This window comes from Salinarimonas chemoclinalis, from assembly GCF_041514305.1.
Classification (GTDB): domain Bacteria; phylum Pseudomonadota; class Alphaproteobacteria; order Rhizobiales; family Beijerinckiaceae; genus Salinarimonas; species Salinarimonas chemoclinalis.
Map to the genome: position 1 here is coordinate 289,841 of NZ_JBGMWH010000001.1, position 24,963 is coordinate 314,803.

Annotated in this window: 24 protein-coding genes; 16 read left to right on the plus strand and 8 right to left on the minus strand. The window is 72.2% G+C overall.

Annotation, left to right across the window (positions count from 1 at the left end):
- The first annotated feature begins 87 nt into the window (after positions 1 to 87).
- The 6 genes from AB9M23_RS01380 to AB9M23_RS01405 all read left to right on the plus strand — a co-directional run bounded on the left by AB9M23_RS01380 (position 88) and on the right by AB9M23_RS01405 (position 5,485).
- A complete protein-coding gene (locus tag AB9M23_RS01380) occupies positions 88 to 999 on the plus strand; it encodes a LysR family transcriptional regulator (RefSeq protein WP_372421868.1) in 912 nt (303 codons plus the stop codon).
- Between the two features lie 109 nt (positions 1,000 to 1,108).
- Positions 1,109 to 1,909: a carbon-nitrogen hydrolase family protein gene (locus tag AB9M23_RS01385; RefSeq protein ID WP_372421870.1), complete on the plus strand. Its 801-nt coding sequence runs from the start codon at positions 1,109 to 1,111 to the stop codon at positions 1,907 to 1,909.
- 8 nt (positions 1,910 to 1,917) lie between these two features.
- Complete coding sequence (locus AB9M23_RS01390) at positions 1,918 to 2,577, plus strand: RraA family protein (protein ID WP_372421872.1); 660 nt, start codon at positions 1,918 to 1,920, stop codon at positions 2,575 to 2,577.
- 71 nt (positions 2,578 to 2,648) lie between these two features.
- On the plus strand, positions 2,649 to 3,647 hold the full coding sequence (locus AB9M23_RS01395) for a TRAP transporter substrate-binding protein (protein WP_372421873.1): 999 nt from the start codon (positions 2,649 to 2,651) through the stop codon (positions 3,645 to 3,647).
- Between the two features lie 3 nt (positions 3,648 to 3,650).
- Positions 3,651 to 4,202 carry a TRAP transporter small permease gene (locus tag AB9M23_RS01400; protein ID WP_372421875.1) on the plus strand — a complete coding sequence of 184 codons (552 nt, stop codon included), beginning with the start codon at positions 3,651 to 3,653 and terminating at the stop codon, positions 4,200 to 4,202.
- Entirely contained in the window at positions 4,199 to 5,485 is a 1,287-nt protein-coding gene (locus tag AB9M23_RS01405) for a TRAP transporter large permease (RefSeq protein ID WP_372421876.1), read from the plus strand. The genes AB9M23_RS01400 and AB9M23_RS01405 overlap by 4 nt, the downstream gene beginning before the upstream one ends.
- Positions 5,486 to 5,497: 12 nt before the next feature.
- Here AB9M23_RS01405 and AB9M23_RS01410 read toward each other — a convergent pair whose 3' ends face one another.
- Positions 5,498 to 6,394 carry a LysR family transcriptional regulator gene (locus AB9M23_RS01410; RefSeq protein WP_372421877.1) on the minus strand — a complete coding sequence of 299 codons (897 nt, stop codon included), beginning with the start codon at positions 6,392 to 6,394 and terminating at the stop codon, positions 5,498 to 5,500.
- Positions 6,395 to 6,525: 131 nt separating this feature from the next.
- On the opposite strand from AB9M23_RS01410, the gene AB9M23_RS01415 reads away from it, so the two are divergent.
- Genes AB9M23_RS01415 through AB9M23_RS01430 form a run of 4 tightly spaced genes read left to right on the plus strand, consistent with a single transcriptional unit; the run spans position 6,526 to position 10,911 of the window.
- Positions 6,526 to 7,809, plus strand: a complete 1,284-nt coding sequence (locus AB9M23_RS01415; protein WP_372421878.1) for a TRAP transporter large permease — start codon at positions 6,526 to 6,528, stop codon at positions 7,807 to 7,809.
- Positions 7,810 to 7,853: 44 nt separating this feature from the next.
- Positions 7,854 to 8,858, plus strand: coding sequence for a TRAP transporter substrate-binding protein (locus tag AB9M23_RS01420; protein ID WP_372421880.1), 1,005 nt, complete (start codon positions 7,854 to 7,856; stop codon positions 8,856 to 8,858).
- A gap of 25 nt (positions 8,859 to 8,883) precedes the next feature.
- Positions 8,884 to 9,426, plus strand: a complete 543-nt coding sequence (locus tag AB9M23_RS01425) for a TRAP transporter small permease (RefSeq protein ID WP_372421882.1) — start codon at positions 8,884 to 8,886, stop codon at positions 9,424 to 9,426.
- Between the two features lie 45 nt (positions 9,427 to 9,471).
- Positions 9,472 to 10,911 (plus strand): N-acyl-D-amino-acid deacylase family protein, encoded by a 1,440-nt coding sequence (locus tag AB9M23_RS01430; RefSeq protein WP_372421884.1) that lies wholly within the window; start codon positions 9,472 to 9,474, stop codon positions 10,909 to 10,911.
- A 15-nt stretch (positions 10,912 to 10,926) separates the two neighbouring features.
- Here the strand turns inward: AB9M23_RS01430 and AB9M23_RS01435 are convergent, their stop codons facing one another.
- Positions 10,927 to 11,628 carry an SDR family oxidoreductase gene (locus AB9M23_RS01435; RefSeq protein WP_372421886.1) on the minus strand — a complete coding sequence of 234 codons (702 nt, stop codon included), beginning with the start codon at positions 11,626 to 11,628 and terminating at the stop codon, positions 10,927 to 10,929.
- A 93-nt stretch (positions 11,629 to 11,721) separates the two neighbouring features.
- The gene (locus AB9M23_RS01440; RefSeq protein WP_372421887.1) at positions 11,722 to 13,014 is read right to left on the minus strand and encodes a DUF763 domain-containing protein; all 1,293 of its coding nucleotides are present in this window, start codon (positions 13,012 to 13,014) and stop codon (positions 11,722 to 11,724) included.
- A gap of 148 nt (positions 13,015 to 13,162) precedes the next feature.
- On the opposite strand from AB9M23_RS01440, the gene AB9M23_RS01445 reads away from it, so the two are divergent.
- Positions 13,163 to 14,701: an alpha/beta fold hydrolase gene (locus tag AB9M23_RS01445; protein ID WP_372421888.1), complete on the plus strand. Its 1,539-nt coding sequence runs from the start codon at positions 13,163 to 13,165 to the stop codon at positions 14,699 to 14,701.
- Positions 14,702 to 14,744: 43 nt separating this feature from the next.
- On the opposite strand, the gene AB9M23_RS01450 is transcribed toward AB9M23_RS01445, so the two are convergent.
- On the minus strand, positions 14,745 to 15,194 hold the full coding sequence (locus AB9M23_RS01450; protein WP_372421890.1) for a DUF305 domain-containing protein: 450 nt from the start codon (positions 15,192 to 15,194) through the stop codon (positions 14,745 to 14,747).
- Between the two features lie 295 nt (positions 15,195 to 15,489).
- Here AB9M23_RS01450 and xdhA point away from each other — a divergent pair, with 295 nt between their 5' ends.
- Genes xdhA through AB9M23_RS01470 form a run of 4 tightly spaced genes read left to right on the plus strand, consistent with a single transcriptional unit; the run spans position 15,490 to position 20,991 of the window.
- A complete protein-coding gene (xdhA, locus tag AB9M23_RS01455; RefSeq protein WP_372421892.1) occupies positions 15,490 to 16,965 on the plus strand; it encodes a xanthine dehydrogenase small subunit in 1,476 nt (491 codons plus the stop codon).
- Positions 16,966 to 16,993: 28 nt separating this feature from the next.
- Positions 16,994 to 19,354, plus strand: a complete 2,361-nt coding sequence (gene xdhB / locus AB9M23_RS01460; protein ID WP_372421894.1) for a xanthine dehydrogenase molybdopterin binding subunit — start codon at positions 16,994 to 16,996, stop codon at positions 19,352 to 19,354.
- A gap of 6 nt (positions 19,355 to 19,360) precedes the next feature.
- Complete coding sequence (xdhC, locus tag AB9M23_RS01465) at positions 19,361 to 20,512, plus strand: xanthine dehydrogenase accessory protein XdhC (RefSeq protein WP_372421896.1); 1,152 nt, start codon at positions 19,361 to 19,363, stop codon at positions 20,510 to 20,512.
- Positions 20,509 to 20,991 carry a nucleoside deaminase gene (locus AB9M23_RS01470; protein ID WP_372421898.1) on the plus strand — a complete coding sequence of 161 codons (483 nt, stop codon included), beginning with the start codon at positions 20,509 to 20,511 and terminating at the stop codon, positions 20,989 to 20,991. Before xdhC ends, AB9M23_RS01470 begins: the two co-directional genes overlap by 4 nt.
- 12 nt (positions 20,992 to 21,003) lie before the next feature.
- Here the strand turns inward: AB9M23_RS01470 and AB9M23_RS01475 are convergent, their stop codons facing one another.
- From AB9M23_RS01475 to AB9M23_RS01485, 3 genes are read right to left on the minus strand one after another with little or no spacing between them, the layout of a single operon-like run.
- Positions 21,004 to 21,699: an alpha/beta fold hydrolase gene (locus AB9M23_RS01475; RefSeq protein ID WP_372421900.1), complete on the minus strand. Its 696-nt coding sequence runs from the start codon at positions 21,697 to 21,699 to the stop codon at positions 21,004 to 21,006.
- A gap of 16 nt (positions 21,700 to 21,715) precedes the next feature.
- Positions 21,716 to 22,717: a thioredoxin-disulfide reductase gene (gene trxB, locus AB9M23_RS01480; RefSeq protein WP_372421901.1), complete on the minus strand. Its 1,002-nt coding sequence runs from the start codon at positions 22,715 to 22,717 to the stop codon at positions 21,716 to 21,718.
- A 14-nt stretch (positions 22,718 to 22,731) separates the two neighbouring features.
- Positions 22,732 to 23,793: a mitochondrial fission ELM1 family protein gene (locus AB9M23_RS01485; RefSeq protein ID WP_372421903.1), complete on the minus strand. Its 1,062-nt coding sequence runs from the start codon at positions 23,791 to 23,793 to the stop codon at positions 22,732 to 22,734.
- A gap of 96 nt (positions 23,794 to 23,889) precedes the next feature.
- On the opposite strand from AB9M23_RS01485, the gene AB9M23_RS01490 reads away from it, so the two are divergent.
- Complete coding sequence (locus AB9M23_RS01490) at positions 23,890 to 24,375, plus strand: Lrp/AsnC family transcriptional regulator (RefSeq protein WP_372421904.1); 486 nt, start codon at positions 23,890 to 23,892, stop codon at positions 24,373 to 24,375.
- Positions 24,376 to 24,435: 60 nt separating this feature from the next.
- Here the strand turns inward: AB9M23_RS01490 and infC are convergent, their stop codons facing one another.
- Entirely contained in the window at positions 24,436 to 24,957 is a 522-nt protein-coding gene (gene infC / locus AB9M23_RS01495) for a translation initiation factor IF-3 (protein WP_029032163.1), read from the minus strand.
- Positions 24,958 to 24,963: the final 6 nt, after the last annotated feature.

Sequence of the window (24,963 nt, forward strand, 5' to 3'; positions counted from 1 at the left end):
GCGCCCCCTCCCAGAGCAAGAGGGCACCCCCGTGCCTTGCGCGCCCCGCCCCCCGGTGCTCGACTGGAGCCCGGAGACGGCGCGGCGATGAACCTGACGTTCCTCGAGACCTTCGTCTGGGTGGCGCATCTGCGCAGCTTCACGCTCGCGGCCGAGCGGATGCACGCCACGCAGGCGGCGGTGTCGGCGCGTATCGCGTCGCTGGAGCGCGAGCTCGGCGTCAAGCTCTTCGTGCGCGAGCCCCGCGACGTGCGGCTCACGCCCGAGGGCGAGCGGGCGCTCGCCCACGCCGAGCGCATGCTGCGCTGCTCGAAGGAGTTCTACCGCGACGTCGCGTCCGGCGACGGCCTGCGCGGCACGGCGCGGATCGGGGTCATCGACACGATCTCGCACACCTGGCTGATCGACTTCATCCGCCGCTCGCGGGCGACGTACCCGCGCATCGACCTCGAGCTCGTCGCCGACACGAGCCTTCGCCTCATCGACATGCTCGTGGCCGGCGAGATCGACCTGGGACTCATCATGGGGCCGGTCGGCGGACCGGAGATGATCGACATCGACCTGTGCACCTACGCCTCCGCCTGGGTGGCCTCGCCGACGCTCGGCCTCGACGGGCGGCCCCTCGACGTCGGCGACCTCGTCCGGCACGCGATCGTGTCCTTCCCGCGCTGCTCGCAGCCGCACCAGGCGATGATGCGCTACTTCAGCCGCTTCACGGAGGACGAGACGACCTTCTACTCGACGAACTCGCTCGCCACCATCATCCGCATGACGGTCGACGGCATCGGCGTCGCGGCGATTCCGCCGACCGTGGTGCGCCGTGAGCTGGAGCGCGGAGAGCTCGTGCGGCTCGACGTGCGCCAGCCCTTCCCGCCGCTCGGCTTCCAGGCGACCTATCGGGACGGGCCCGCCTCGCACCTGCCGGCCGCGCTCGCCGACCTCGCCCGCGAGGTCGCGCGCGAGTTCTGCGGCGGGCAGGACCCCGCACTGGCCTGGTGAGTAGCGGTTGCATAAGGAAATCCGATCGCGACGACAGAAATTTGTCTTTTGACAGACCGCGGACCCCCTCGCGAAGATGTTCTCGCAAGAATTTCAGGGGAGGTCTCGGATGAAGGTCGCCGTCGTACAGATGAATTCGCAGGGAGACAAGGGGGCGAACCTCGATGCCGCCCGACGTCTCGTGGACGAGGCCGCGCAGGACGGGCCGGATCTCGTGGTCCTGCCCGAATACTGGGCCTGTCTCGGCGACGGGCCGGCCGAGTTCCACGCCAGCGCCGAGCGCTTCCCGGGCGGCGAGGCCTATTCCACCATGGCCGAGCTCGCCCGCACGCACGGCGTGACGCTGCACGGCGGCAGCATCGTCGAGACCGACGGCGAGCGCTACTACAACACCAGCCTCGTCTTCGACCCGCAGGGCCGCGAGATCGCGCGCTACCGCAAGATCCACCTGTTCGACGTCGACGTGCCCGGCGGCGTGCGCCATCGCGAGAGCGAGACGATCTCGCCCGGGCGGGAGATCGTCACCTATTCCTGCGGCGGCCTCACGATCGGCTGCTCGATCTGCTACGACCTGCGTTTCCCCGAGCTGTTCCGCGCCCTGCGCGACCGCGGCGCCGACCTCATCGTCCTGCCAGCGGCCTTCACGCTGATGACCGGCAAGGACCATTGGGAGGTGCTGCTGCGGGCGCGCGCCATCGAGACGCAGACGCACGTGCTCGCCAGCGGCCAGGTCGGCGCCCACGCCGGCGGCCGCAAGGCCTGCTACGGCCACAGCATGATCATCGATCCCTGGGGCCACGTCGTCGCGCAGGTGGGCGACCACCCGGGCCACGCCGTCGCGCGCGTCGACGCCGAGTACCAGGCGCGCGTGCGCCAGAACGTCCCCGTCGCCACCCACCACGTGCTGTGAGTCCGTCCGTGTTCGAGATCAGAGACCTTCCCCGCCAGATCGAGCCACGGCTCGTGCGCCTGCTCGAGCAGGTGGAGACCGCCACCGTCGGGCACTTCCTGCACAGCCAGTTCGCCGACGCGGCGCTGCGCGGCGTGCTGCCGGAGACCCGCGTCGCCGGGACGGCGGTGACGCTGCGCATCCCCGGGGCGGATTCGACGCTGCTGCATCATGCCCTCGCCCTGGTCCGCCCGGGCGACTTCCTCGTCATCGACCGCGCCGGCGACACCCGCCACGCCTGCTGGGGCGGTGTCGTGACCAACGCGGCGAAGCTCGCGGGCGTCGTGGGCGCGGTGATCGACGGGCCGGCGACGGACTTCAACGAGATCCGCCGCTGCGAGATGCCGATCTGGTGCCGCGGGCCCTCGCCGATCACGACGAAGCTGCTCGGCCTCGAGGGCGCGATGAACGTGCCCGTCAGCGTCGGCGGCTGCGCCGTGGAGCCGGGGGACGCCGTGCTCGCCGACGAGAGCGGCGTGCTCTTCCTCGAGCCCGGCCAGGTCCAGGCCGTGGCCGAGCGGGCGATCGGGATGCAGGAGCGCGAACTCGGGCTCCTCGACCGCCTGCGCGCCGGCGAGAAGCTGCCGGAGATCTCCGGCGCGACGGCCAAGGTGATGGCCGCGCGCTGATCCACCCCGCCGCGGCCGAGCACAACGGGAACGCGGGCCGCGGTCCCAGCACCCAACGGGAGGACCGGACGATGAAGACCAACACCCTCGTGCTCGCCCTCGTGGCGACCACCGCCCTCGTCGCCGCCGGCGCGGCGCAGGCGGAGACCTGGCGCATGGCCCACAAGATGCCGGCCGACTCGATCGAGGGCCGCATCTTCCAGGCGGTGGCCGACCGCATCGGGGAGAAGACCGACGGCGAGATCACCGTCGAGGTCTACCCCAACGAGCAGCTCGGCAAGGACGACGCCATCCTCGAGCAGCTCCAGCTCGGCACCGTCCACATCTACCCGGAAGGCTCCGCCTACCTGCAGAAGTGGGTGCCGGAGATGAAGTTCGTCAGCGCGCCCTTCCTCTTCGAGGACCGCGAGCACTGGTCGCGCTTCATGGCGAGCGATCTCGTCGATGGCTGGCACGCGACGATCGAGGAGGAGGCGGGCATCGCCGTCATCGGCGATTCGACGAAGATGGTGCGCGGTCCCTACCGGGTGATGGTCTCGACGATGCCCGTCGAGAGCCTCGACGACGTCGCGGGCCTGAAGCTGCGGCTCCATCCCGACGAGCTGGCCGCCGCCGCCTGGCGGCACCTCGGCGCGGAGGTGCGCACGCTCGCCTGGACCGAGGTCTACGAGTCGCTCGGCCGCGGCATCGTCGAGGCGGTGAACAGCCCCGTCGCCCTCGTCGAGCCGATGCGCTTCTACGAGGTCGCGCCCCACATCACCCGCCACGACGAGTACCCGCAGGGTCTCGCCTTCATGGCGAACGCCGACGCCTGGAACGGGCTCGACGAGGAGACCCGCGCGCAGATCCTCGCGGCCTACGACGAGGTCGCGGACGAGTTCGCCGCCGAGACCGACCGCGTCGCCGAGGAATCGCTCGAGCGGATGGCCGCCGAGGACGTCTCGTATTCCGTCGTCGACACGGGGCCGTTCGTCGCGCGCATGGCCGAGCTCTACCGGCGGATGGACGCCGAGGGCGCGCTGCCGCAGGGCTTCCTCGAGGCCGTCGACGCCTCCCGCGCCGCGAACTGAGCCATGTGGCGGCTCCTCGACCGGGGCCTCTCGGCCGCCGACAGGATCTTCCTGGCGGCGGCCAACGGGCTGCTCCTCGCCATGCTGGCGATCAACCTCGCCAACATCCTCTCGCGCCTCGTTCTCGACAAGGGCATCATCTGGGTGTTTCCCTGGACGGGCGTGCTCTTCGTCTGGATGATCTTCCTCGGCTTCTTCTGCATCTATCGCCGGGGGCAGGACGTCGCGGTCGACGTCCTGGTGCGGCGGCTCCCCGGCCGGGGACGCGCGCTCGTGCGCGTGCTCGTGGACCTCCTGGCACTCGCGCTCCTCGCCACGATCCTCGCGCAGGCGCCGACGCTCATCCCGCGCCAGGTGGGCGTCATCGATCTCGTCGGCATCCAGCGCTACTGGCTGTCCGTGCCGCTGTTCGTGTCGTGCTTCCTGATCGCCTGCCAGTTCCTGCTCGACCTGCGCGAGGCCGTGCGTGCGCTCGCGGACCCGGAGCGCGCGGCGCGCGAAGCGCGGGCCGCCTCCGACACCACGACGCCCGAGCCGCGGGAGGCCCGCCCATGACCGCCGCCGCGCTCTTCGCGGGCTTCCTCGCGCTCATCGCGCTGCGCACGCCGATCACCATGGCGATCGGCATCGCCGTCGTCGGCGCGCTGATGGCGGCGGGGTTCTCCAGCACGCTCTGGATCGTGCCGATGAAGGTGCTGGAGGGGGCGGGGAACGCCTCGCTGCTGGCGATCCCCTTCTTCGTGCTCACCGGCAACCTGATGAACGCGATCGGGATCACCGAGCGCATCTTCAACCTGGCGAACGCGCTCGTCGGCCATTTCCGCGCCGGCCTCGCGCAGGTGAACGTGCTCGCCTCGGTGCTGCTCGCGGGCGGCACCGGCGCGGCGGTCGCCGACATCGCCGGGCTCGGCGCCGTCGAGATCAAGGCGATGCGCGAGCGCGGCTACAAGCCCGCCTTCGCCGCCGCGATCACCACGGTCTCGGCCATCGTGGCGCCCTTCATCCCGCCCTCCGTGCCGCTCGTCGTCTACGCCTTCCTGTCGAACACGTCGGTCGCGCGCATGTTTCTCGCCGGCATCGTGCCGGGGCTCCTCGTCGCCGTGGCGCTGATGATCTTCAACCGCATCCTCGCGACCCGCATCGACTTCCCGCAGCAGGAGAAGGCGAGCGCGGGCGAGGTCTGGCGCCAGACCCTGTCGGGCGCCTCCGCGCTGATCGCGCCCGCGATCATCATGGGCGGCATCCTCACGGGGACGACCACCGCATCGGAAGCGGGCGTGCTGGCCTCGGGCTACGTCATCCTGCTCGGCGCGATCTTCCGCACGCTGACCTGGCAGGCGCTGACGAAGGCGCTCACCGAGACGGTGCTGATCACGGCGATGATCATGATCATCATCGGTTTCGCCGGATCCATGGGTTGGCTGCTCGCCATCGAGCAGATCCCGCAGGACCTGGCGCGCGGTATCCCCGACCGGGTCTCCTCGATCGGGATGTTCCTGCTCGTCGTCTCGGTGACCGTGCTCGTACTCGGCTGCTTCATCGACGGGATCACGATCAAGCTCTTGCTCGTGCCGATCCTGCTGCCCCTCGTCGACGCCTACGGCATCGACCGGGTGCATTTCGGCATCGTGCTGCAGATGTCGCTGATCCTCGGCATCGCGACTCCGCCGCTCGGGATCGGGCTCTACGTCACCTCGCGGATCGCGCAGACGCCGATCGAGGACATCGTGCGGGCGGTGCTGCCGTTCTTCATCCCGCTGCTGATCGTGCTGGCCTGCCTCGCCGCCTTCCCGCAGCTGAGCCTGTTCCTGCCCGACTTCTTGATGGGGCCGCAATGACACGCGCGCGCCTCAGCGAGCGGCGAGGAGGCCGCGCAGCGCCTCGACGAGGATCGGCCCGGCACGCCCGGTCTCGAGCGGCCTGACGGAGAGCGCCAGGATCTCGAAGACGAGGGGCGGCGCGATCGGCACGGCCGCGACGCCGACATGCGTCGCGGCCTCCGCCGTGAACTCGTCCACGATGGACACCCGCCCCAGCGTGCGCACCAGGTTCGGCACGGCGATGAGCGAGCTCGCGGTGATCCGTTCGCGCCGTCCCGCGCCCTCCGCCGGTGCGAGATGCGCGACGAGCCGCCCGATCGGCCGGTCGAGCGGCATGCCGATGAGCCGCGGCTCGGCGGCGATCTCCTCCTGCGACACGGCCGCGCGACCCGCCCAGGCATGGCCGGCGGGGACGAGCGCCACGAGCCGCCCCTCGCCGAGGCGCGTCGCGTGCAGGTCCGGCGCATCCACCGCGCCCGCGACGATGCCGATGTCGGCGCGGCCGGCACGCAGGGCGGCGAGCTGCTGGATCGCGCCGCCGACGTCCACGTCGATCTCGAGCTCCGGCATCCGCCGCGCCACCTCGGCGATCGCGCGGGGCAGGTGGAGCTGCGCGAGCAGCCCCACGCTGGTGATCGAGTAGCGTCGGCCCTGCCCCGTGCGCACCTCCGCGATGGCGCGCTCCAGCCGGTCGAGGCCGTCCCCCAGGAAGCGACTCTCGGCGTAGATCCCTTCCGCCTCCGCCGTGGGGTAGATGCGCCCGCGCTCCAGCACGAAGAGCGGCAGGCCGACGGCGCGCTCGAAGTCGCGCAGGAGCCGGCTCACCGTCGGCTGCGACAGCCGGAGCAGCCGCGCGGCGGCGCTCACCGAACCCTGCTCGTAGACGGCGCAGAAGACCTGCAGACGTTGAACGGTGACGAAGCGCATGGGGAAACCTCGCGCTCATCCATAGAAAGTCGCTATGCGAGGTGCAAATCTTTTCTGTTTCCGAAACGGACGCCGGCTTCTTTACTGCCCTTCGAGCTGCGGCGATCGGCCGCCCGAGGGGACTGCGCGGGATGCAGGCTGGCATCGTCATCGGCTTTCTCGTGGTCGGCCTCCTGTCCGGGGCGGCGATCGCCTACGCCATCGGCGCGGCGGCGGTGCTGACCTTCGTCATCGCGGACAACACGCGCTTCCTCGCGGTCCTCCCGCAGCGGCTGTTCTCGCAGCTCGACGTCTTCGCCTTCCTGGCGATGCCGCTCTTCATCCTCGCCGGCGACCTGATGAACCGCGGCGGCCTCGCCAAGGCGCTCATCGACGTCTCGATGGCGCTGGTCGGGCGGCTGAAGGGCGGGCTCGGGCACGTCAACGTGCTCACCAGCGTGTTCTTCGCCGGCGTCTCCGGCTCCGCCGTGTCGGACGCCGCCGCGCTCGGCAACGCGCTGGTGCCCGAGATGACGCGGCGCGGCTACAAGCTCGACTACGCCGCCGCGATCACCGGAGCGTCCTCGATCATCGGGCCGATCATCCCGCCGAGCACGATCCTGATCTTCTACGGCGCCCTGATGGAGACCTCCGTCGCCGCGCTGTTCGCGGCCGGCATCGTGCCGGGGCTGCTGCTCGCCGCCGTGCTCATGGCGATGAACGCCTTCTACGCCTGGCGTGACGACCATCCCGGCGGCGCCGGCGTCGAGGTCCCCCGGCTGCTGCCCGCCTTCGCCAAGGCGCTCCCCGCGTTGACGCTCCCCGTGATCATCCTCGGCGGTACCCTGTTCGGGGTCATGACGCCCGCCGAGGCCGCCGCCGTCGCCGTCGTCGCGGCGCTCGCCGTCGGCGTCGCCTACGGCGATCTCGACGCGGCACGGGTGCTGGCGAGCCTGAAGCGCACAGGCGTGCTTCTGGGCGCGCTCTTCATCATCCTGTGCGCGATCTCGACCTTCAGCTACCTCGCCGCGCTCCAGCAATGGCCGCAGGCGATCGCGGCGGCGGTGGCGGGCTTCGGCCTCTCGCCGCTCGGCTACCTGATGCTCGTCAACGTCGTCTTCCTCGTCGCCGGCATGGCGATGGACGTGAAGGCGGCGGTCGCGCTCTTCGCGCCGATCTTCGTGCCGCCGGCGCTCGCGATGGGCGTGGACCCGGTGCATCTCGGCATCGTCATCTGCTTCAACATCACGACGGGCCTGCTGTCGCCGCCGCTCGGCGGCGTGCTGCTCATTCTCGCGACCACCGTGAAGATGAACTACTGGCGCCTCATCCGGGCGACGCTGCCCTTCCTCGCGGCGGAGCTCGGCATCCTCGCGCTGCTCACCTTCTTCCCCGCGATCACGCTGGCCCTGCCGCGTGCGCTCGGCCTCGCCTGAGGCCGGCCCGACCGACCAACGAGAACAACCACAGGAGAGCGGACATGACCCGGACAGCCTTCACCCCAGCGCTACTCGCGGCGGCCCTCCTCGTCGGGACGGCCCTCGTGCCGGACGCGGCGCGGGCGGCCGAGATCAAGATCGCCATGAACGGCGTCGACGATCCCGTCACCAACGCCGAGGCCGCCTTCGCGCGCGGCTTCGCGCAGGCGCTCGAGGGAAGCGATTTCACGGCGACGGTCTTCGCCTCCGACACGCTCGGCAGCGAGCAGGAGCGCTTCGACCAGATCGCGCAGGGGCTCGTCGAGGTGAACCTCGCGACCGTGTCCACCGCTTTCGGCATGAGCCCGATCCTGCGCGGCGTGCTCCTGCCGTTCATGTTCGAGTCGAACGACGAATTCGACGCGATCATCGCGCAGACCGACCTGCTCGACCGGATGAACGCGCCGCTCCTGCCCAACGGCGTGCGGCTGGCGGGCTTCAACTACATCGGCATGCCGATCGGCATCCACAACACCGAGGTCGCGATCACCCGGATGGCGGACCTCGAGGGCATCCGCTTCCGCGCGCTCAACGCCGAGCAGCTCGAGTACATCGAGGCGCTCGGCGCGAACGGGACGATCGTCGCCTGGTCGGAGGTGGCGAACGCGATCCAGACCGGCATCGCCGACGGCTACCTCAACCCCCCGAACTCGGCCATCCGCACCGGCCACACCGAGTTCCTGAAGCACTTCACCCAGGCGAACATCTCCCCCTCCACCCGCGCGGTGCTGATCTCCGAGGACTGGTACGCCTCCCTCTCGGACGACGAGCAGGCCACGATCGACGCCGCGATCGCGGCGGGGATCGAGGCGAACCGGGCCTGGATCGCGGAGTGGTCCGGGATCGTCACCGAGCGCCACCTGGAGGCGGGCGTCACCCTCTCCGAGCTCGCGCCGGGCGAGCGCGACGAGATGGCCGAGGCGACGCGCCCGACCTGGGACTCGATCATGACGACCGAGGACCTCCAGGCCTATCTCGACGCGCTGGCGCAGGTGCGCGGCCAGTGACGCCGCGCGGGATCGGAGCCGTGTCATGACGAGGACGCTGGGCAGGGCGGTCATCGCCGCGAGCGACGGGCTCGACCGCATGGCGCGGGCGCTGACCGTGACCTTCCTGTGCGTCCTCGTCGTCGCGGTGATGATCCAGGTCGTGGCGCGCTACGTCTTCGCCTCGCCGCCGGCGTGGACGGAGGAGCTGGCGCGCTACGCCATGATCTGGGCGGGGCTGATGGGCGCGACGATGTCGTTCAAGCGCCGCTTCGACCCCGCCATGTTCCAGAACCCGCGCCCGAGGCTCGCCGCGCTCGCCGTGGGCGCTGCCGTGATGCAGTCGCTCGTCGTGCTCGTCTACCTGCTGCCGATCCTCTGGCACAGCGTCTACGGACCCGGGATGAATTTCGAGCGCGGCTTCCTCCTGCGCCACGCGCGCATGACCGCGAGCACGCTCGACGTGCCGACGCTCTTCGTCGCCATCGCCGTGCCGTTGATGGTGGTCGTCATCCTCGTCCACCTCGCGGCGCGCTGGTGCGGCGACCCGGCGGGCTCGGGCGAGTCCGCGCACGACGCGGACGGCTGAGCCGGCATACGATTCCGATCGAGACGCATTCGAGGAGGCACCCGCATGCGGGCCGACATCCTGTTTCGCAACGCCGAGATCATCGACGGTACCGGCGCCCCGCGCCGCACGGGAGACGTCGCCGTCGTCGACGACCGGGTGGTCGCCCTGGGCGACCTCTCCCGCTGGGACGCGAACCGGGTCGAGGACTGTGCGGGGCTCGCGCTGGCGCCGGGCTTCATCGATCCGCACACGCACCACGACGAGGTCGTGCTAAGCGACCCGGACATGGCCTGCATGGTCAGCCAGGGCGTGACGACGATCATCAACGGTAATTGCGGCTTCTCGATCGCGCCGCTCACCCATCCCGGGCCGCTCCCGGCGCCGCTCGGCATGATCCTCGACGAGGCCGCGCCACGCTTCTCGAGCTACGCCGCCTACAGGGCGCGCCTCGACGCGGCGCCGCCCGCGGTGAACACCGCCTGCCTGATCGGCCACGGCACCTTGCGCATCAACGAGGTCGCCGATCTCGGCCGGGCGGCGGACGCGCGCGAGATCGCCGCCATGCGTGCGGCGCTCGACCGGGCGCTGGGGCAGGGCGGCATCGGCCTCTCGACCGGGCCGTTCTACCCGCCCGCGCGGGCCGCGCCGACCTCCGAACTCGTCTCCATGGCCGAGGTGGCGCGGGCCCACGGCAAGCTCTACGTCACGCACATGCGCGACGAGGGCGACCGGGTGATCGAGGCGCTCCAGGAGACGCTCGAGATCGGCCGCGAGGCCTGCTGCGGCGTGCACGTCTCGCACCACAAGTGCGCCGGGCTCGCCAACCACGGCCTTTCGCAGACGACGCTGCGGATCATCGACGAGGCCCGCGCACGCCAGGACGTCGGGCTCGACACCACGCCGTGGATCGCCTCCTCGACCATGCTGAATTCCGGCCGCCACCGGCAGGCGACGCGGGTCATCGTCGCCGAATCGAAGCCGCATCCGCAATGCGCGGGACGCGACCTCGCCGACGTCGCCGCGGAGTGGGGCGTCGATCTCGACGCCGCCGTGGAACGGCTTCTGCCGGCGACCGGCATCTTCTTCATCATGGACGAGGGCGACGTCCAGCGCATCCTCGCCTACGAGCACACGATCGTCTGCTCGGACGGGATCGCCAAGGGCTCGCACCCGCACCCGCGCACCTGGGGGACCTTTCCCCGCGTGCTCGGGCGCTACGTGCGCGAGCATCCGCTGTTCACGCTGGAGGAGGCCGTGCGGCGCATGACCTCCATGCCGGCGGACCGCTTCGGTCTCGCCGGGCGCGGTCGCATCGCCGAAGGCGCCTTCGCCGACCTCGTCCTGTTCGACCCCGACCTGATCCGGGAGGGCGCCACCTACGAGACACCGACGCGTCCGGCGGAGGGTATCCGCAGCGTCCTCGTCAACGGCCGAGAGGTCTGGCGCGAGGGCGCGGGGACCGGCGCGCGGCCGGGCCGCACCCTCGACCGGGCGGCGGGCTGAGCCGCAGGGGCGGGGTCAGGTCGCCTTCGGCGTGGGCAGGATCACGAGCTCGCTCACGTCGACGCTGTCGGGCTGCGAGAGCGCGTAGACCACGCCGCGCGCGATGTCGTCCGGGCGCAGCGCGTCGGGCTTCTCCTCGTCGAAGAAGGGCGTGTCGACCATGCCCGGCTCGATCAGCGTGACGCGCACGCCGGTGCCCGCGAGCTCCTCGCGCAGGTTGTAGCCGATCGCGGTGACGGCCCACTTGCTCGCCCCGTACATCGAGCCGGCGAGCGTTCGGCGGCCGGCGATGGAGCCGGTGATCAGCACGTGTCCGCGCGCCGCCTTCACGTGGGAGAGCGTCGCGCGCAGCGTGTGGGCGACGCCCAGGATGTTGACCTCGACGATGCGCCGCCAGCTCTCCGGAGGCGCCCCGGAGAACCCGCCGGGCTCGCCGCCGACGCCGGCGTTGGCGAAGACCGCGTCGAGCCGCCCGAAGCGCTCGACGACGGTCGCGGCCATCCGCTCCTGGTCCGCGTAGTCGGAGACGTCGCAGGGGATCGTCGTCGCGCGCTCCGCGCCGAGTTCCTCGGCGAGCGTGGCGAGCTTGTCCGTCGAGCGCGCGGCGAGCGCAACGCGCCAGCCGGCCTCGACGGCCCGCCGCGCGGTCGCGGCGCCGATGCCGGTGGAGGCGCCGGTGACGACGAGGACGCGGTCGGTGGGGGTGGTGTGGGGCATGGGGCCTCTCGGTTCTCGAGGATCACGCGGCGTGGCGGCGGCGATCCGATCGGACCCAACGCGCGACACAGGGCGTGCGATGCGCCCTCGCCTTCACGAACCCTCGACCGCCCGCGCGTCCCCGTTCTCCGGCGCCCGCTCCCACCCGAACACGCTGCGCCCGCCGTATTCGTGCGAGCGCGCCCGCTCCTGCGCCATGAACGCGTCCACCGACGGGCCGCCCGCGGTCGCCTTGAGCCGGCGGGCCTGGGCGTCGAGGCGGCGCAGGGCCGCGAGGGAGTCCGCCTCGCCGAGGCGGGCCTTGCGCACGGCGGCCTTCATCACGGCGATGGTGCGGTCGTAGACGGCGGTGGGGACCGGAAAGGGGTTGCGGTCCTTGCCGCCGTGGGCGAGCGAGAAGCGCGCCGGGTCGCTGAAGCGGCAAGGCGCGCCGTGGACCACCTCCGCCACCATCGCGAGCGAGAGCACGGTGCGTGCGCCGACGCCCGGCGTCAGCAGCAGGTCGGGGAAGTCGACCGGCCCGCGCTCGGCGGCGGCGGCGAGCGCCCCGTGCAGGCGGCGCGCCACCACGTTCTCGGCCCGCACCTCCTCGTGCGCGGGCATCGCGAGATGCGGCAGCATCGGCTGGGCCGGCTCCTCCCTCTCGGGCTCCTTCGCCGCCGGCCCGCGCCCGGCCGCCGCGTCGAGCCGCGCGATCTCGCCGACGATCCCGTCCGGCCCCACGTCCGCGAGCAGGTCGAGCTGGCGGGCGCGGGAGGCGGCGGCCCGGCGGTCCGCGAGGTTGACGATGGTGCCCTGGCCGGGCCCATCCACCGCCGCGTGCGGGCTGTCGACGAAGCTCGAGAGCCCTTCCGACAGCCAATGGTAGCGCCGTGCCTGCCGCCGCTCCCCGTTCATGCCCTGCTGGATCACCGCCCAGCGCCCGTCGTCGGTGACGACGAAGCCGTGGAGGTAGAGCGCGAAGCCGTCCTGCACGGCGGCCGAATCGACCTTGGCGACGAGCCGGCTCGCCCGCGCCAGCGCGGCGCCGTCGAGGCCGGTGCGCTCGCCCACCGCGACGAGCTCCGCCGGGGTCGCACGAGACTTCCGCCCGCGCCCGCCGCAGACGTGTATCCCGAGTTCGCCGGCGCGGGGGCCGAGCCCGCGCTCGAGCGCGCCGAGCACGCTCGTCGTCACGCCCGACGAGTGCCAGTCCATCCCGATCACGGCGCCGAAGCTCTGGAACCAGAACGGATGCGCGAGGCGCCGGAGGAACTCGTCGCGCCCGTATTCGAGCACGATCGCCTCCGCCATGACGGCGGCGAGCGCCGTCATCCGCTCCCGCAGCCAGTGGGGAACGCGGCCGCCGTGGAGCGGGAGATCGGCGCTGCCGGAGCGTTTCGTCATGAGAACGGATCGTGCACGAATCTCGCCTCGAAGCAAGCGCGGAGTCGCTCGTGCACCCATGCGGAGGCGGCAGTGACGTGATGCTCTGGAAGTACCGCGAGCATGGCTGTAGCAGGGAGGTCGCCGCAGGACGCCCCGGGGGAATCGGATGGCCGCACGCTTCGTCGCAACCGCGAGTGCCGTCGCCCTCGCGCTCCTCGCCGGGTTCGCGGCCGCCGCAGAGCCGGCCGCGCGCCTCGACCCGCGCGAGGTGCGCATCGAGCAGGTGCGCTGCACGATCGGCACGCCGCCGGACGACCCCGCGGCCTGCTTCCTCGCCTGGCTGCCCATGTCCTGGGGCGCGGTGGACGAGGCCGGGCGCCTGCCGGAGGACGCGCCGCGGGTCGGCGTCCACCTGACCGTGCTGAGCAACCCGACGCGCGGCGGCGAGCCGAACCCCGTCGTCGTCCTCGCGGGAGGGCCGGGGCAGGCGGCCTCGGACATGATCGAGACCTGGGGCCCGGCGCTGGAGCAGCGCCGCAGCCGCAGCGTCGTCCTCGTGGATCAGCGCGGCACCGGCCGTTCGGTCCCGAGCCTCGCCTGCCCGGACATCCCGGCGACGCTGCTCGACGGCAACCGCTTCGACAATCCGGGTTTCGCGCCGGCGGGTACGCTCGTCGACGAGCTGCGGGCCTGCCGCGCCGCCCTCGTCGCCGACGGCGTCGCGCTCGACGCCTTCGACACGCGCGCCGCCGCCCTCGATCTCGCCGCCATCCGGCGCGCGCTCGGCTTCTCCCGCTGGAACCTCGTCGGCACGTCCTACGGCGCGAAGCTCGCGCTGGAGACGATGCGCGTCGATGTCGACGGCATCCGCGCCGTCGTCCTCAACTCGCCGCTGCCCGTCACGCCCGACCGCGACGGGGCGCTCGTCGCGGTGCGCCCGCAGCTGATCGAGCAGCTGATCGTCGATTGCGCGGCCGACGGCTACTGCGCCGAGACCTACGGCGACCTCGGCGAGCGCCTGCGGCGCATCGAGGCGCGGCTCGCGGAGGCGCCGCTCCAGGCGACCTTCCCCGACCCGGAGACGCGCGCGCCCACGCGCGTCGAGATCGGCTGGCCCGACGTCGTCTCCATGATCGCCGGAAAGATGGCCTTCATCCCCCCGTCGCGGACGCTGCCGCGGTCGATCGCGGCCCTCGACGGGCTCCTGCGCGGGCGCATCGCACTGACCGACGCGCAGCTCGCCGAGATCTTCGGCGTCGGCGGCCCGCCGCCTTTCGACGGCATGGCGGCGGGGCTGCACCTGTCGGTGCGCTGCCGCGAGGACGTGCCGTTCTTCGACGAAGGCCGGATGATGGAGGCCGTCGGGGACGGGTTCTGGTTCGCGGGGGGCGTGCCGAACGCGGTCTATGCCGAGATCTGCCCGGTGTGGGACGTGCCGGCCGCGTCGGAGCCGGCAGCGCCCGTCGAGAGCGCGATCCCGACCCTCGTCCTCACGGGAGACGCCGACCCGCTGACGCCCACGCGCTGGGCGCGGGAGATCGTCGGCACGCTCCCGAACGCGCAGCTCGTGAGCTTCCGAGGCCAGGCGCACGACCTCCTCGCCTCGCTCGCCTGCGCCCGCCTCCTCGCGGCGAACTTCCTCGACGCGCCGGACGCGCCCGTCGACGCCGGCTGCCTGGAGCCGATCCGGCCGTTCTTCGAGTGAGCGAATGCGGCCGGCGAGCTCGGTCCGTCCGGCAGCCGCGTCGTCAGTCCCGCTCCTCCAGGTCCTCGATCAGCCGCCGCATCTCGGCGATCTCGCGCTCCTGCGCGGCGATGATCTCGTCGGCGAGTTCGCGCACCCGCGGGTCCGAGAGCCGCGCGCGCTCGGAGGTGAGGATCGCGATCGAGTGGTGGGGGATCATGGCGCGCATCCAGTCCCGATCTCCGACGGTCGCCTGGCTGCGCACGAGCCACAGCGACAGCGCGAACACGACGATCGAGCCCGCGAAGATGGCGAGGTTCGTGGTGCGGCTCGAATACATGCTCAGCATGTACGAGAGCATGATCACGGCCATGGTCGCGCCCATGAGGAGCGCCATCCAGAATCGGGTATGCGACCAGAAGACGTGCTCCCAGGCGTAGGTGTTGAGATACATCAGGCCGTACATCACGACGGTGGAGGTCGCGATCATCGCGGCGAAACGCCAGTAGGACATGCGTGGTGACTCCCTTCGGCCGCCGGCGCCCGGCAGCGGGTGCGTCGGCGGCGTTCTCCCGGAGGAATGGCCGTTTCGCCCGCACCCTCGGGATCGGCGCGATCGGCGTCGCGGAACTGCCACTCCCTCACGAGGACCCGAAGACGAACATGTCGTATCGAGCCTCGTCGAAGCTCTTCCCTCTCTACCCATCCCCGTCCGTTCGGCCCCCGCGCTCGGATGACCGATTGGCTTCGTCGGCGTCGTCGTTATGCTGCGTACGCGTAGACGATGGGAACCGCAAGGAATGCTCCCGATGAGAGACGCGATCCGGTTCACCAGGAACGGCCAGGTCCACGAGGTCCGCGACGTCCACCCGCGCACCACGCTGCTCGACCGGCTGCGCCTCGCCGAGCGGCGCACGGGCACGAAGGAGGGGTGCGCGGAGGGGGATTGCGGGGCCTGCACCGTGGCGCTCGGGCGGCTCGTCGACGGGCGCGTCGTCTACCGGCCGGTGAACGCCTGCATCCTGCTCGTCGGCCAATGCGACGGCGCGGACGTGGTCACCGTGGAGGACATCGCCGTCGACGGAGCGCTGCACCCGGTCCAGGAGGCGATGGTGACCCATCACGGGTCGCAGTGCGGCTTCTGCACGCCGGGCATCGTGACGAGCCTGTTCACACTCTACGAGGAGGGGGAGCGGCCGGTGTCGCGCGCGGCGGTGAACGACGCGCTCGCGGGGAACCTGTGCCGTTGCACGGGCTACCGCCCCATCGTCGACGCCGCGCTCGACGCCTGCGCGCAGCCGCGCGACCGGCGGTTCGAGGCGCATCGGGAGGCGGCGGCCGTCGCCCTCGCCGGGCTGGAGCGGGACGGCGGGGACCTCTTCGTCGGCGACGAGAGCCGGTTCTTCGCCGCCCCGGCCTCGGAGGAGAGCCTCGCCGCGCTGCTCGCCCTCCACCCGGACGCGACGATCCTCGCCGGCGCCACCGACGTGGGGCTGTGGATCACCAAGGCGCTGATGGAGATCGAGAAGATCGTCTGGCTCGGGCGCATCGCCTCCTTGCGCGAGATGCGCTCCACGCCGGAGACGCTGACGCTCGGCGCCATGGTCTCCCACGCCGACGCGCACGAAGCGCTCGCCGCGATCGACCCGGATCTCGGCGAACTGATGCGCCGCTTCGGCTCCGCGCAGGTGCGCGCGTCGGGCACGGTGGGCGGCAACATCGCCAACGGCTCGCCCATCGGGGACCTGCCGCCGGCGCTGATCGCGCTGGGCGCGACGCTCGAGCTCGCGGGCGCGACGGGCACGCGCACGCTGCCGCTCGAGGACTTCTTCCGCGCCTACCGCGAGCAGGATCGCGCGCCCGGCGAGTACGTGCGCGCGGTCACGGTCGAGAAGCCGCGCAGGCACGACGTCTTCCGCTGCTACAAGGTGACGAAGCGCGTCGACGAGGACATCTCGGCGGTGATGGGCGCCTTCCGCATCCATCTGGAGGGCCGGCGGATCGTGCGCGCCCGCATCGCCTTCGGCGGCATGGCGGCGACGCCCAGGCGTGCGCCGCATGCTGAGGCCGCGCTCGCCGGGCTCGACCTCGACGACGAGCTCGCCTGGGCGCCCGCCCTCGACGCGCTGGCGCGGGACTACCGGCCGATGTCCGATCACCGCGCCTCGGCGGAGTACCGGGCGCTGGTGGCCCGGAACCTGCTCTTCAAGGCGCTGGCGGAGAGCGCCGGGGACGAGGACCTGCGCATCGCCCCGCGTTCCTCCGGCCGCGCCGCCGCAGAATGACCGCGCGCCCCGTCGAGAGTTCCCGAGCATGAACATCCGCCACGATCCCGACGACGCCACCCCCGACGGCGGGGAGCCGCTGCGCCACGTGCGCAGGCCCCTGCCGCACGATTCCGCGCGCCGCCACGTCCAGGGCACGGCCGACTACGTCGACGACGTGCGCGAGCCGCAGGGCACGCTGCACGTCGCCATCGGCCTGTCGCCGAAGGCACGCGGCGCGATCCGCGCGCTCGACCTCTCCGCCGTGCGCGCCCATCCCGGCGTCGTGCGCGTGCTCACGGCGGCCGACGTCCCGGGAAAGAACGACGTCTCCCCCGCCGCGGGCGACGACCCGATGTTCGCCACCGACCGCGTCGCCTTCCACGGTCAGGCGCTGTTCGCCGTGCTCGCCGAGACCCGCGACGCCGCCCGCCGCGCCGCCGCGAAGGCCATGGTCGAGATCGACGAGGAGCGCCCGAGCGTCACGATCGAGGACGCGCTCGCCCGCGCGGAGACCGTGCTGCCGGACTACGGCTTCGGCCGTGGCGAGGTGGAGCCGGCGCTCGCCGCCGCGCCGCATCGGCTCGAAGGGTCGATCCGCATCGGCGGCCAGGAGCATTTCTACCTCGAGGGACAGGCGGCGCTGGCCACCCCCGGCGAGGAGGGCGACATCCACGTCCTCTCCTCGACCCAGCACCCCACCGAGGTGCAGCACGTGATCGCCCGCGTGCTCGGCATCCCGGACGCCTTCGTCACCTGCGAGGTGCGCCGCATGGGCGGCGGCTTCGGCGGCAAGGAGAGCCAGGCGACGCAATGGGCCGCCATCGCGGCGCTCGGCGCGCACGTGACGAAGCGCCCCTGCAAGGTGCGGCTCGACCGCGACGACGATTTCGCGCTCACCGGCAAGCGCCACGACTTCCGCAGCGATTTCCGCGTGGGCTTCGACGGCGAGGGCGCGATCGCGGGCTTCGCGGTGACGCACAACGCGCGCTGCGGGTATTCGGCGGACCTGTCCCAGGGCGTCGTCGACCGCACGATGTTCCACTCCGACAACTCGTACTACCTGCCTGCCGTGCGCATCGACACCCGCCGGCTCCTCACCAACACCGTCTCCAACACCGCCTTCCGCGGCTTCGGCGGCCCGCAGGGCATGCTGATGATCGAGCACGTCATGGACCGCATCGCCTGGGCCACGGGCCGCGATCCGCTCGACGTGCGCTACGCCAACCTCTACCGCCCGGGCCGCGACGTCACGCCCTACGGGCAGACCGTGGAGGAGACGGACACGCTGCGCGCGCTCGTCGAGACGCTGGAGCGCACGAGCGAATACCGCACGCGGCGCGCGGGGATCGCTGCGTTCAACGCCCGCTCGAAGGTGCTCAAGAAGGGCATCGCCCTCACCCCCGTGAAGTTCGGCATCTCCTTCACGCTGATGCACCTGAACCAGGCCGGCGCGCTCGTCCACGTCTACCAGGACGGCTCGGTCCACCTGAACCACGGCGGCACCGAGATGGGGCAGGGGCTCTACCAGAAGATCGCGCAGGTCGTGGCGGAGGAGTTCGGCATCGCCATCGAGCGCGTGCGCATCACAGCGACCTCGACCGGCAAGGTGCCCAACACCGCGCCCACGGCGGCCTCCTCGGGCACCGACCTCAACGGCATGGCGGCGAAGATCGCGGCGGGCGCCATCAAGGCGCGCATGGCGGCCCGCGCCGCCGAGCGCTTCGGCGTATCGGCCGACGAGGTGGCCTTCCGCGACGACCGCGTCTTCGCCGGCAACGAGAGCCTCGCCTTCGGCGATCTCGCGCGCGACTGCGTGCTCCACCGCGTCCACCTCTCGGAGGCGGGCTTCTACAGGACGCCGACCATCTCCTGGGATCGGGCCAAGGCGCAGGGCCGGCCGTTCCTCTACTTCGCCTTCGGGGCGGCCTGCTCGGAGGTGCGCGTCGACACGCTCACCGGCGAATACGAGGTGACGCGCGTCGACATCCTCCACGACGTCGGCAGGTCCATCAACCCGGCGATCGACATCGGCCAGATCGAGGGCGGCTTCGTTCAGGGCATGGGCTGGCTCACCACCGAGGAGCTCGTCTACGACACGGGCACCGGGCGGCTGCGCACCCACGCGCCCTCCACCTACAAGATCCCGGTCGCCTCGGACGTTCCGGAGGACTTCCGCGTGGCGCTCTTCCCCAACGCCAATCGGCAGGAGACGATCTACCGCTCGAAGGCCGTGGGCGAGCCGCCGGTCATGCTGGCGAACAGCGTCTTCTGCGCGCTCGCCGACGCGGTGCACGCGCTGGCTCCGGGCGAGCCCGTCCCGCTCGACGCGCCGGCGACGCCGGAGGCGGTGCTGCGGGCCTGCGAAGCCTTGCGCGGCAACCCGCTGCCGCCGCGCGACGTGGGGTGAGACCGCGTGACGAGCGCCTACGCCCGCCTCGCCGACCTCGTCGCCGCCCACGGCGCGGCGGCGCTGGTGCGCGTCGCCGCCGTGCAGGGCTCCGCCCCACGCGAGGCCGGCGCCGCGATGGCGGTACGTCCCGACGGGGCCTTCCACGGCACGATCGGCGGCGGCGAGCTCGAATGGCGGGCGCTGGCGCAGGCCCGCGCCGCGCTGGCGGCCGGACGGGGTCCGCTCCGGCGGCTCGACATGGCGCTCGGGCCGGATCTCGGCCAGTGCTGCGGCGGGCGTGCGGTGGTGACGATCGAGACGTTCGATGCGCGGGATCTCGAGGAGGTGCGGATGATGGCGCAGGCGGTTGTGGAGGGGCTGGCGCTCACCGCTCGGCTGACGGCGGACGGTCGAGTGGCGCGGACGCCAGCGACACGCGCGACGGAGTTCCCCTCTCCCTCGTGGAGAGGGGTTAGGGGTGTGGGGCTTCGTGCAGGTCTCGACCGCCGTCGGGAAGAGGATGCGGCCGACGCAGCGCTGCACGCACCTCGAGACAGTTCTGCACGCTCCACACCCCCGGCCCCTCTCCGAGAGAACCTGCTCTTGGGAGAGGGGAGGGCCGCCATCGGCCGCGCGTCCTTTCGAGAGACGGATGGTTCTTGGCTCGAATCCACCGGCCCCCGCCCGACGACGCTGCTGCTGTTTGGCGCCGGCCACGTCGGCCGCGCGCTGGTGCTTGCGCTGGCGCCTCTGCCGTTCCGCGTCCGCTGGATCGACGGGCGCACCGACGCGTTTCCCGCCCACGTTCCCGCGAACGCGAGCGCGCTCCATACCGACGAGCCCGGCCGGGAGATCGCCGATGCCGCGCACGGCGCCTTCGTTCTGGTGATGACGCATTCCCACCCGCTCGACCTGGCGCTCACGGCCGCGGCGCTGGGGCGCGACGACCTTCCGTTCGTGGGGCTCATCGGCTCCGCCACGAAGCGCGCGCGTTTCGAGAAACGCTTCCGCGAGATCGGCCTGTCCGAGGCCCGAATCGCCGCGCTCGCCTGCCCGATCGGGCTCCCCGGCATCCGCGGCAAGGAGCCCGCCATCATCGCCGCCGCCACCGCGGCCCAGCTCCTCCAGGCCCGGGAGCGCGCGCTCCAGGCCTCCCCCACCGGACCCGACGCATGACGACCACCGACGCCGACCGCCGCTTCCTCGCCCGCGCCGTGGCGCTCTCTCGCGCGCACATGGAGAGCGGCGCCGGGGGACCCTTCGGCGCGGTGATCGTCCGCGACGGGGAGATCCTGGCGGAGGGCTGGAACGAGGTCACCTCGTCGAACGACCCGACCGCCCACGCCGAGGTCGTCGCCATCCGCCGCGCCTGCACGGCGGTTGGCGACTTTTCGCTCCGCGGCGCGACGCTCTACACGAGCTGCGAGCCCTGCCCGATGTGCCTCGCCTCGGCCTTCTGGGCGCGGGTCGCGCGCATCGTCTACGCCAACACCCGCACGGAGGCGGCGGCGATCGGCTTCGACGACGCCTTCATCTACGACGAGATCCCCAAGGACCCCGCCGCCCGAGCGCTGCCGGCGGAGCACCTGCCGCTCGACGAGGCGAAGGCCGTGTTCCGGGCGTGGATGGAGAAGGCGGACAAGGTGGCCTACTGACAGCCCGTCCGCTCAGGCGGCGAGCCAGCGTGCCAGCGCCGCGTTCACGGCCTCGGGCGTCTCCAGCGTCGGCAGGTGGCCGGCACCCGGCACGATCTCGAGGGTCGAGCCGGCGACGAGTTCGTGCATCAGGGTGTGGCGCTTGACCGGGCAGAGCCGGTCGTCCTCGCCGCAGAGCACCAGGGTCGGGCCGCGACGGGCGCGCAGCGTCTCCTCCTGGCCGTCCCGGCTCGCGAGCGCGCGGGACTGGCGCACGAAGACCTCCGGCCCGAGGTCGCCCGCCATGGCGCGCATGACCTCGAGGACGTCCTCGCGCGCGCTCTCGCGGTGGAGCAGCACCGGCTCGACGTCGCGCCGCAGCACGGCGTCGAGCCCACCGGCTTCCACCTCGGCGATCTGACGCGCGCGCATGGCGCGCACGCCCTCCGAATCGGCCCGCGGGTCGGTATCGAGGAGCGCGAGCCGGCGCACCCGCTCGGGCGCCTGCCGGGCCATCTCCATGGCGACGATCCCGCCCATCGAGAGCCCGGCCAGCGCGAAGCTCGGCGGCGCGTCGGCCAGCACCGCCGCGGCGAGCGCCGCGATCGTGTCGGCGCCGGAGACGTCCGGCACGATCACGGTGCGCCCCGCCGACAGCGCCGCGAGCTGCGGCGCGAACAGCCGGGCGTCGCACATCAGGCCGGGGACGAGGAGGAGGGGCTCGGCCACGCGTCTCACTTCCGGGTCACTCCCACGCGCCGATCATCTGCTCGTGCTTGCGCTCCTCCGTGCGCACCGCCGGGTCGGCGGAGTGCTCGGCGAGGAACTTCTCCGCTTCGAGCGCGGCCATGCAGCCGAGCCCCGCGGCGGTGACCGCCTGGCGGTAGACGTCGTCGGCGACGTCGCCGGCCGCGAAGACGCCGGGGATCGCGGTCCTCGTCGTGCCGGGCTCGACGACGAGATAGCCGCCCTGCTTCGTCGGCAGCTGGCCGGCGAAAAGCTCGGTCGCCGGCTTGTGGCCGATGGCGATGAAGACGCCGTCCGCGCGCAGCTCGTCGACGGCGCTGGTGGTCGTATCCTTCAGCCGCACGTGCGTGACCGCCCGCGGCGTGCCGCCACCGCAGATCTCCTCGACGGCCGCGTTCCAGCGCACGGCGATCTTCGGGTGGGCGAACAGGCGGTCCTGCAGGATCTTCTCGGCGCGCAGACTGTCGCGGCGGTGGACGAGGGTGACCTTGGACGCGAGGTTGGCGAGGTAGAGCGCCTCCTCGACCGCCGTGTTGCCGCCGCCGACGACCACGACCTCCTTGCCGCGGAAGAAGAAGCCGTCGCAGGTGGCGCAGGCGGAGACGCCCGCGCCCTGGAAGGCCTCCTCCGAGGGCAGGCCGAGCCACTTCGCCTGCGCGCCGGTGGCGATCACGAGCGCGTCGGCGAGCCAGACGTCGCCCGAATCGCATTCGAGCCGGAAGGGGCGGGCGGAGAGGTCCACCTTCGAGACGTAGTCGGAGACCATGCGTGTGCCGACGTGCTCGGCCTGGGCGCGCATCTGGTCCATCAGCCACGGGCCCTGGACGACGTCGGCGAAGCCGGGATAGTTCTCGACGTCGGTCGTGATGGTGAGCTGCCCGCCCGGCTGCAGGCCGGAGATCAGGACCGGCTCCAGCATGGCGCGCGCGGCGTAGATGGCGGCGGTGTAGCCGGCGGGGCCGGAGCCGATGATGACGAGCTTCGCGTGCGTCTGCGCCATGGTCCCAATTCTCCTCATTCCGTCTCGACGCCCGGGAGCGCCGTGCGCGGCAGGCCCAGCGCGTCGCGATGGGCCAGATAGGCCCGTGCGAGCGCACGCGCCACCACCGGCGTCGCGTCCAGCGGCTCGGCCGGCGTGCCCTCGAGACGCCCGCGCAGCGGCCGTGCGACACCTCGCGCCTCGAGGCCGCGCATCAGCGCATCGAGCTTTCGATGCCCGCCCGAGGGCGAGAACACAAGCACCGGAACGCCCGCCGCCGCCGCTTCCCCCAGCATGTTGGTGGAATCGGCCGTGACGACGATCGCGTCCGCGAGCGCCAGGAGGGCGATATAGGGGTTCTCGCCCGGGTTCGCGACGCTGCCGTCGAAGAAGAAGCCGCCGGTCTCGTCGGCGAGGCGGGCGAGACCGGCGCGGAGAGCCGGCGGCGTGCGGCGCGAGGCGGTGATCATCAGCCGCGCCCCGTCCTCGCGGGCGAGGCCGGCGAGGTCGGCGAGGAAGCGGGCCTGGTCGGCCTGCGTGAAGCGGTGGTGGCGGCTGTCGCCGCCCGCGAGCACCGCGACGCGCGGACCCGGCAGCCGGGCGAGCCGCGGGTCGGGCGCGGCGCGGGCCGCGGCGAGGCGTGCGGGCGAGACCCGATGGGGCGCGGTGAGGGTGACGAGGACGGTCGCGCCGCGCAGCCGGTCGTGCTCGGCGACCCAGACGAAATCGGCGGCTTTCGCCCCCGTGCGCGGGTCCTTGAGGAAGGCGGTGAAGACGCGGCCGCCGCTCGCGCGCTTCAACGCCGTCAGGTAGGGCACCGCGCGCCGGCCGGACGCGACGACGAGGTCCGGCCAGGGCTCCGGCAGCGGTCCGCCGGGGCGCCCCGGCCGCTCGCGCGGGTCGATCGGGCCGCGGGGCGCGAGCCAGGCGAAGAGGGCGCGCGGGGCGACGCGGCGGATCTCGGGCACGAGCCCCAGCGCCTCGGCGACGCCCAGGCACTGCATCTCGTCGCCGGCCTTGCCGTCGGTGAGGACGACGGCACGGGTCGGCGCGGGGCGGGGCGCGAGGTCCCGGTGAGGGATACGGCTCGTCGGCACGGGGACAACGCTCGCCTTCTCCGCCACGCCGCTTGTGCGGGAGCCATGGGCGGTCTACCTACGACATGGCGCGATGGCCAGCGGAGCTCTTCTTACGTGCGCGGACGCCTCGATTCCATAGATCTCGCGATCCTGCGCGAATTGCAGGCGGACGGCAGCATCACCAACGTGGAGCTCGCCCGCCGCGTCGGCCTGTCGGCGCCGCCCTGCCTGCGCCGGGTACGCGCGCTCGAGGAAGCCGGCGTGATCAGGGGCTATCGTGCGCTCGTCGATCCCAAGCTGCTCGGCATCGAGGTCGTGTGCTTCGCCATGGTGCAGCTGCAGAGCCAGAAGCAGTCCGACCTCGTCGCCTTCCAGGCGCACGTGAAGGACTGGCCCTCTGTGCGCGAGTGCTGGACGTTGTCGGGGGACATCGACTTCATCCTGAAGTGCGTGGCCCCCAACCTCTCGGCCTTCCAGGCCTTCGTCGGCGCGCTGACCGAGCTGCCGAACGTGCGCAACGTGCGCACCGCGCTCACGCTCGACCAGGTCAAGGACGAGCCTATCGTCCCGCTCGACGAGATCGATCCCGCCGACGCGTGAGGCACTTCGCGTGCGCGCCGCCTCGCGGGCGGCCCGGGCGCCGGCGGGGAAGGCCCCGCGTCAGCGCGGGGCCAGGATCATGATCATCTGCCGGCCTTCGAGCTGCGGCTCGACCTCGACCTTGGCGAACTCCTGCGTCTCGGCCTTCACGCGCTCGAGCAGCTTGAGGCCGAGATCCTGGTGCGCCATCTCGCGGCCGCGGAAGCGCAGGGTGATCTTCACCTTGTCGCCCTCTTCGAAGAAGCGCCGGACGTTCTTCATCTTCGTCTCGTAATCGTGCTTGTCGATCGCGGGACGAAGCTTCACTTCCTTGACCTCGACGGTCTTCTGCTTCTTGCGCGCCTCGGAGGCCTTCTTCTGCTGGTCGAACCGGAACTTGCCGTAGTCGAGCAGCTTGCAGACCGGCGGCTCCGAGTTGGGCGCGATCTCGACGAGGTCGAGGCCCGCTTCCTCGGCGACGCGCAGCGCGTCGAAGAACGACAGGACCCCGCGGTTCTGCCCCTCCTGGTCGATGAGCTGAACCTCGCGGACGCCGCGAATGTCACGATTGGCGCGCGGACCCTCCTTCTGGGGCACCGGCATGGCTCT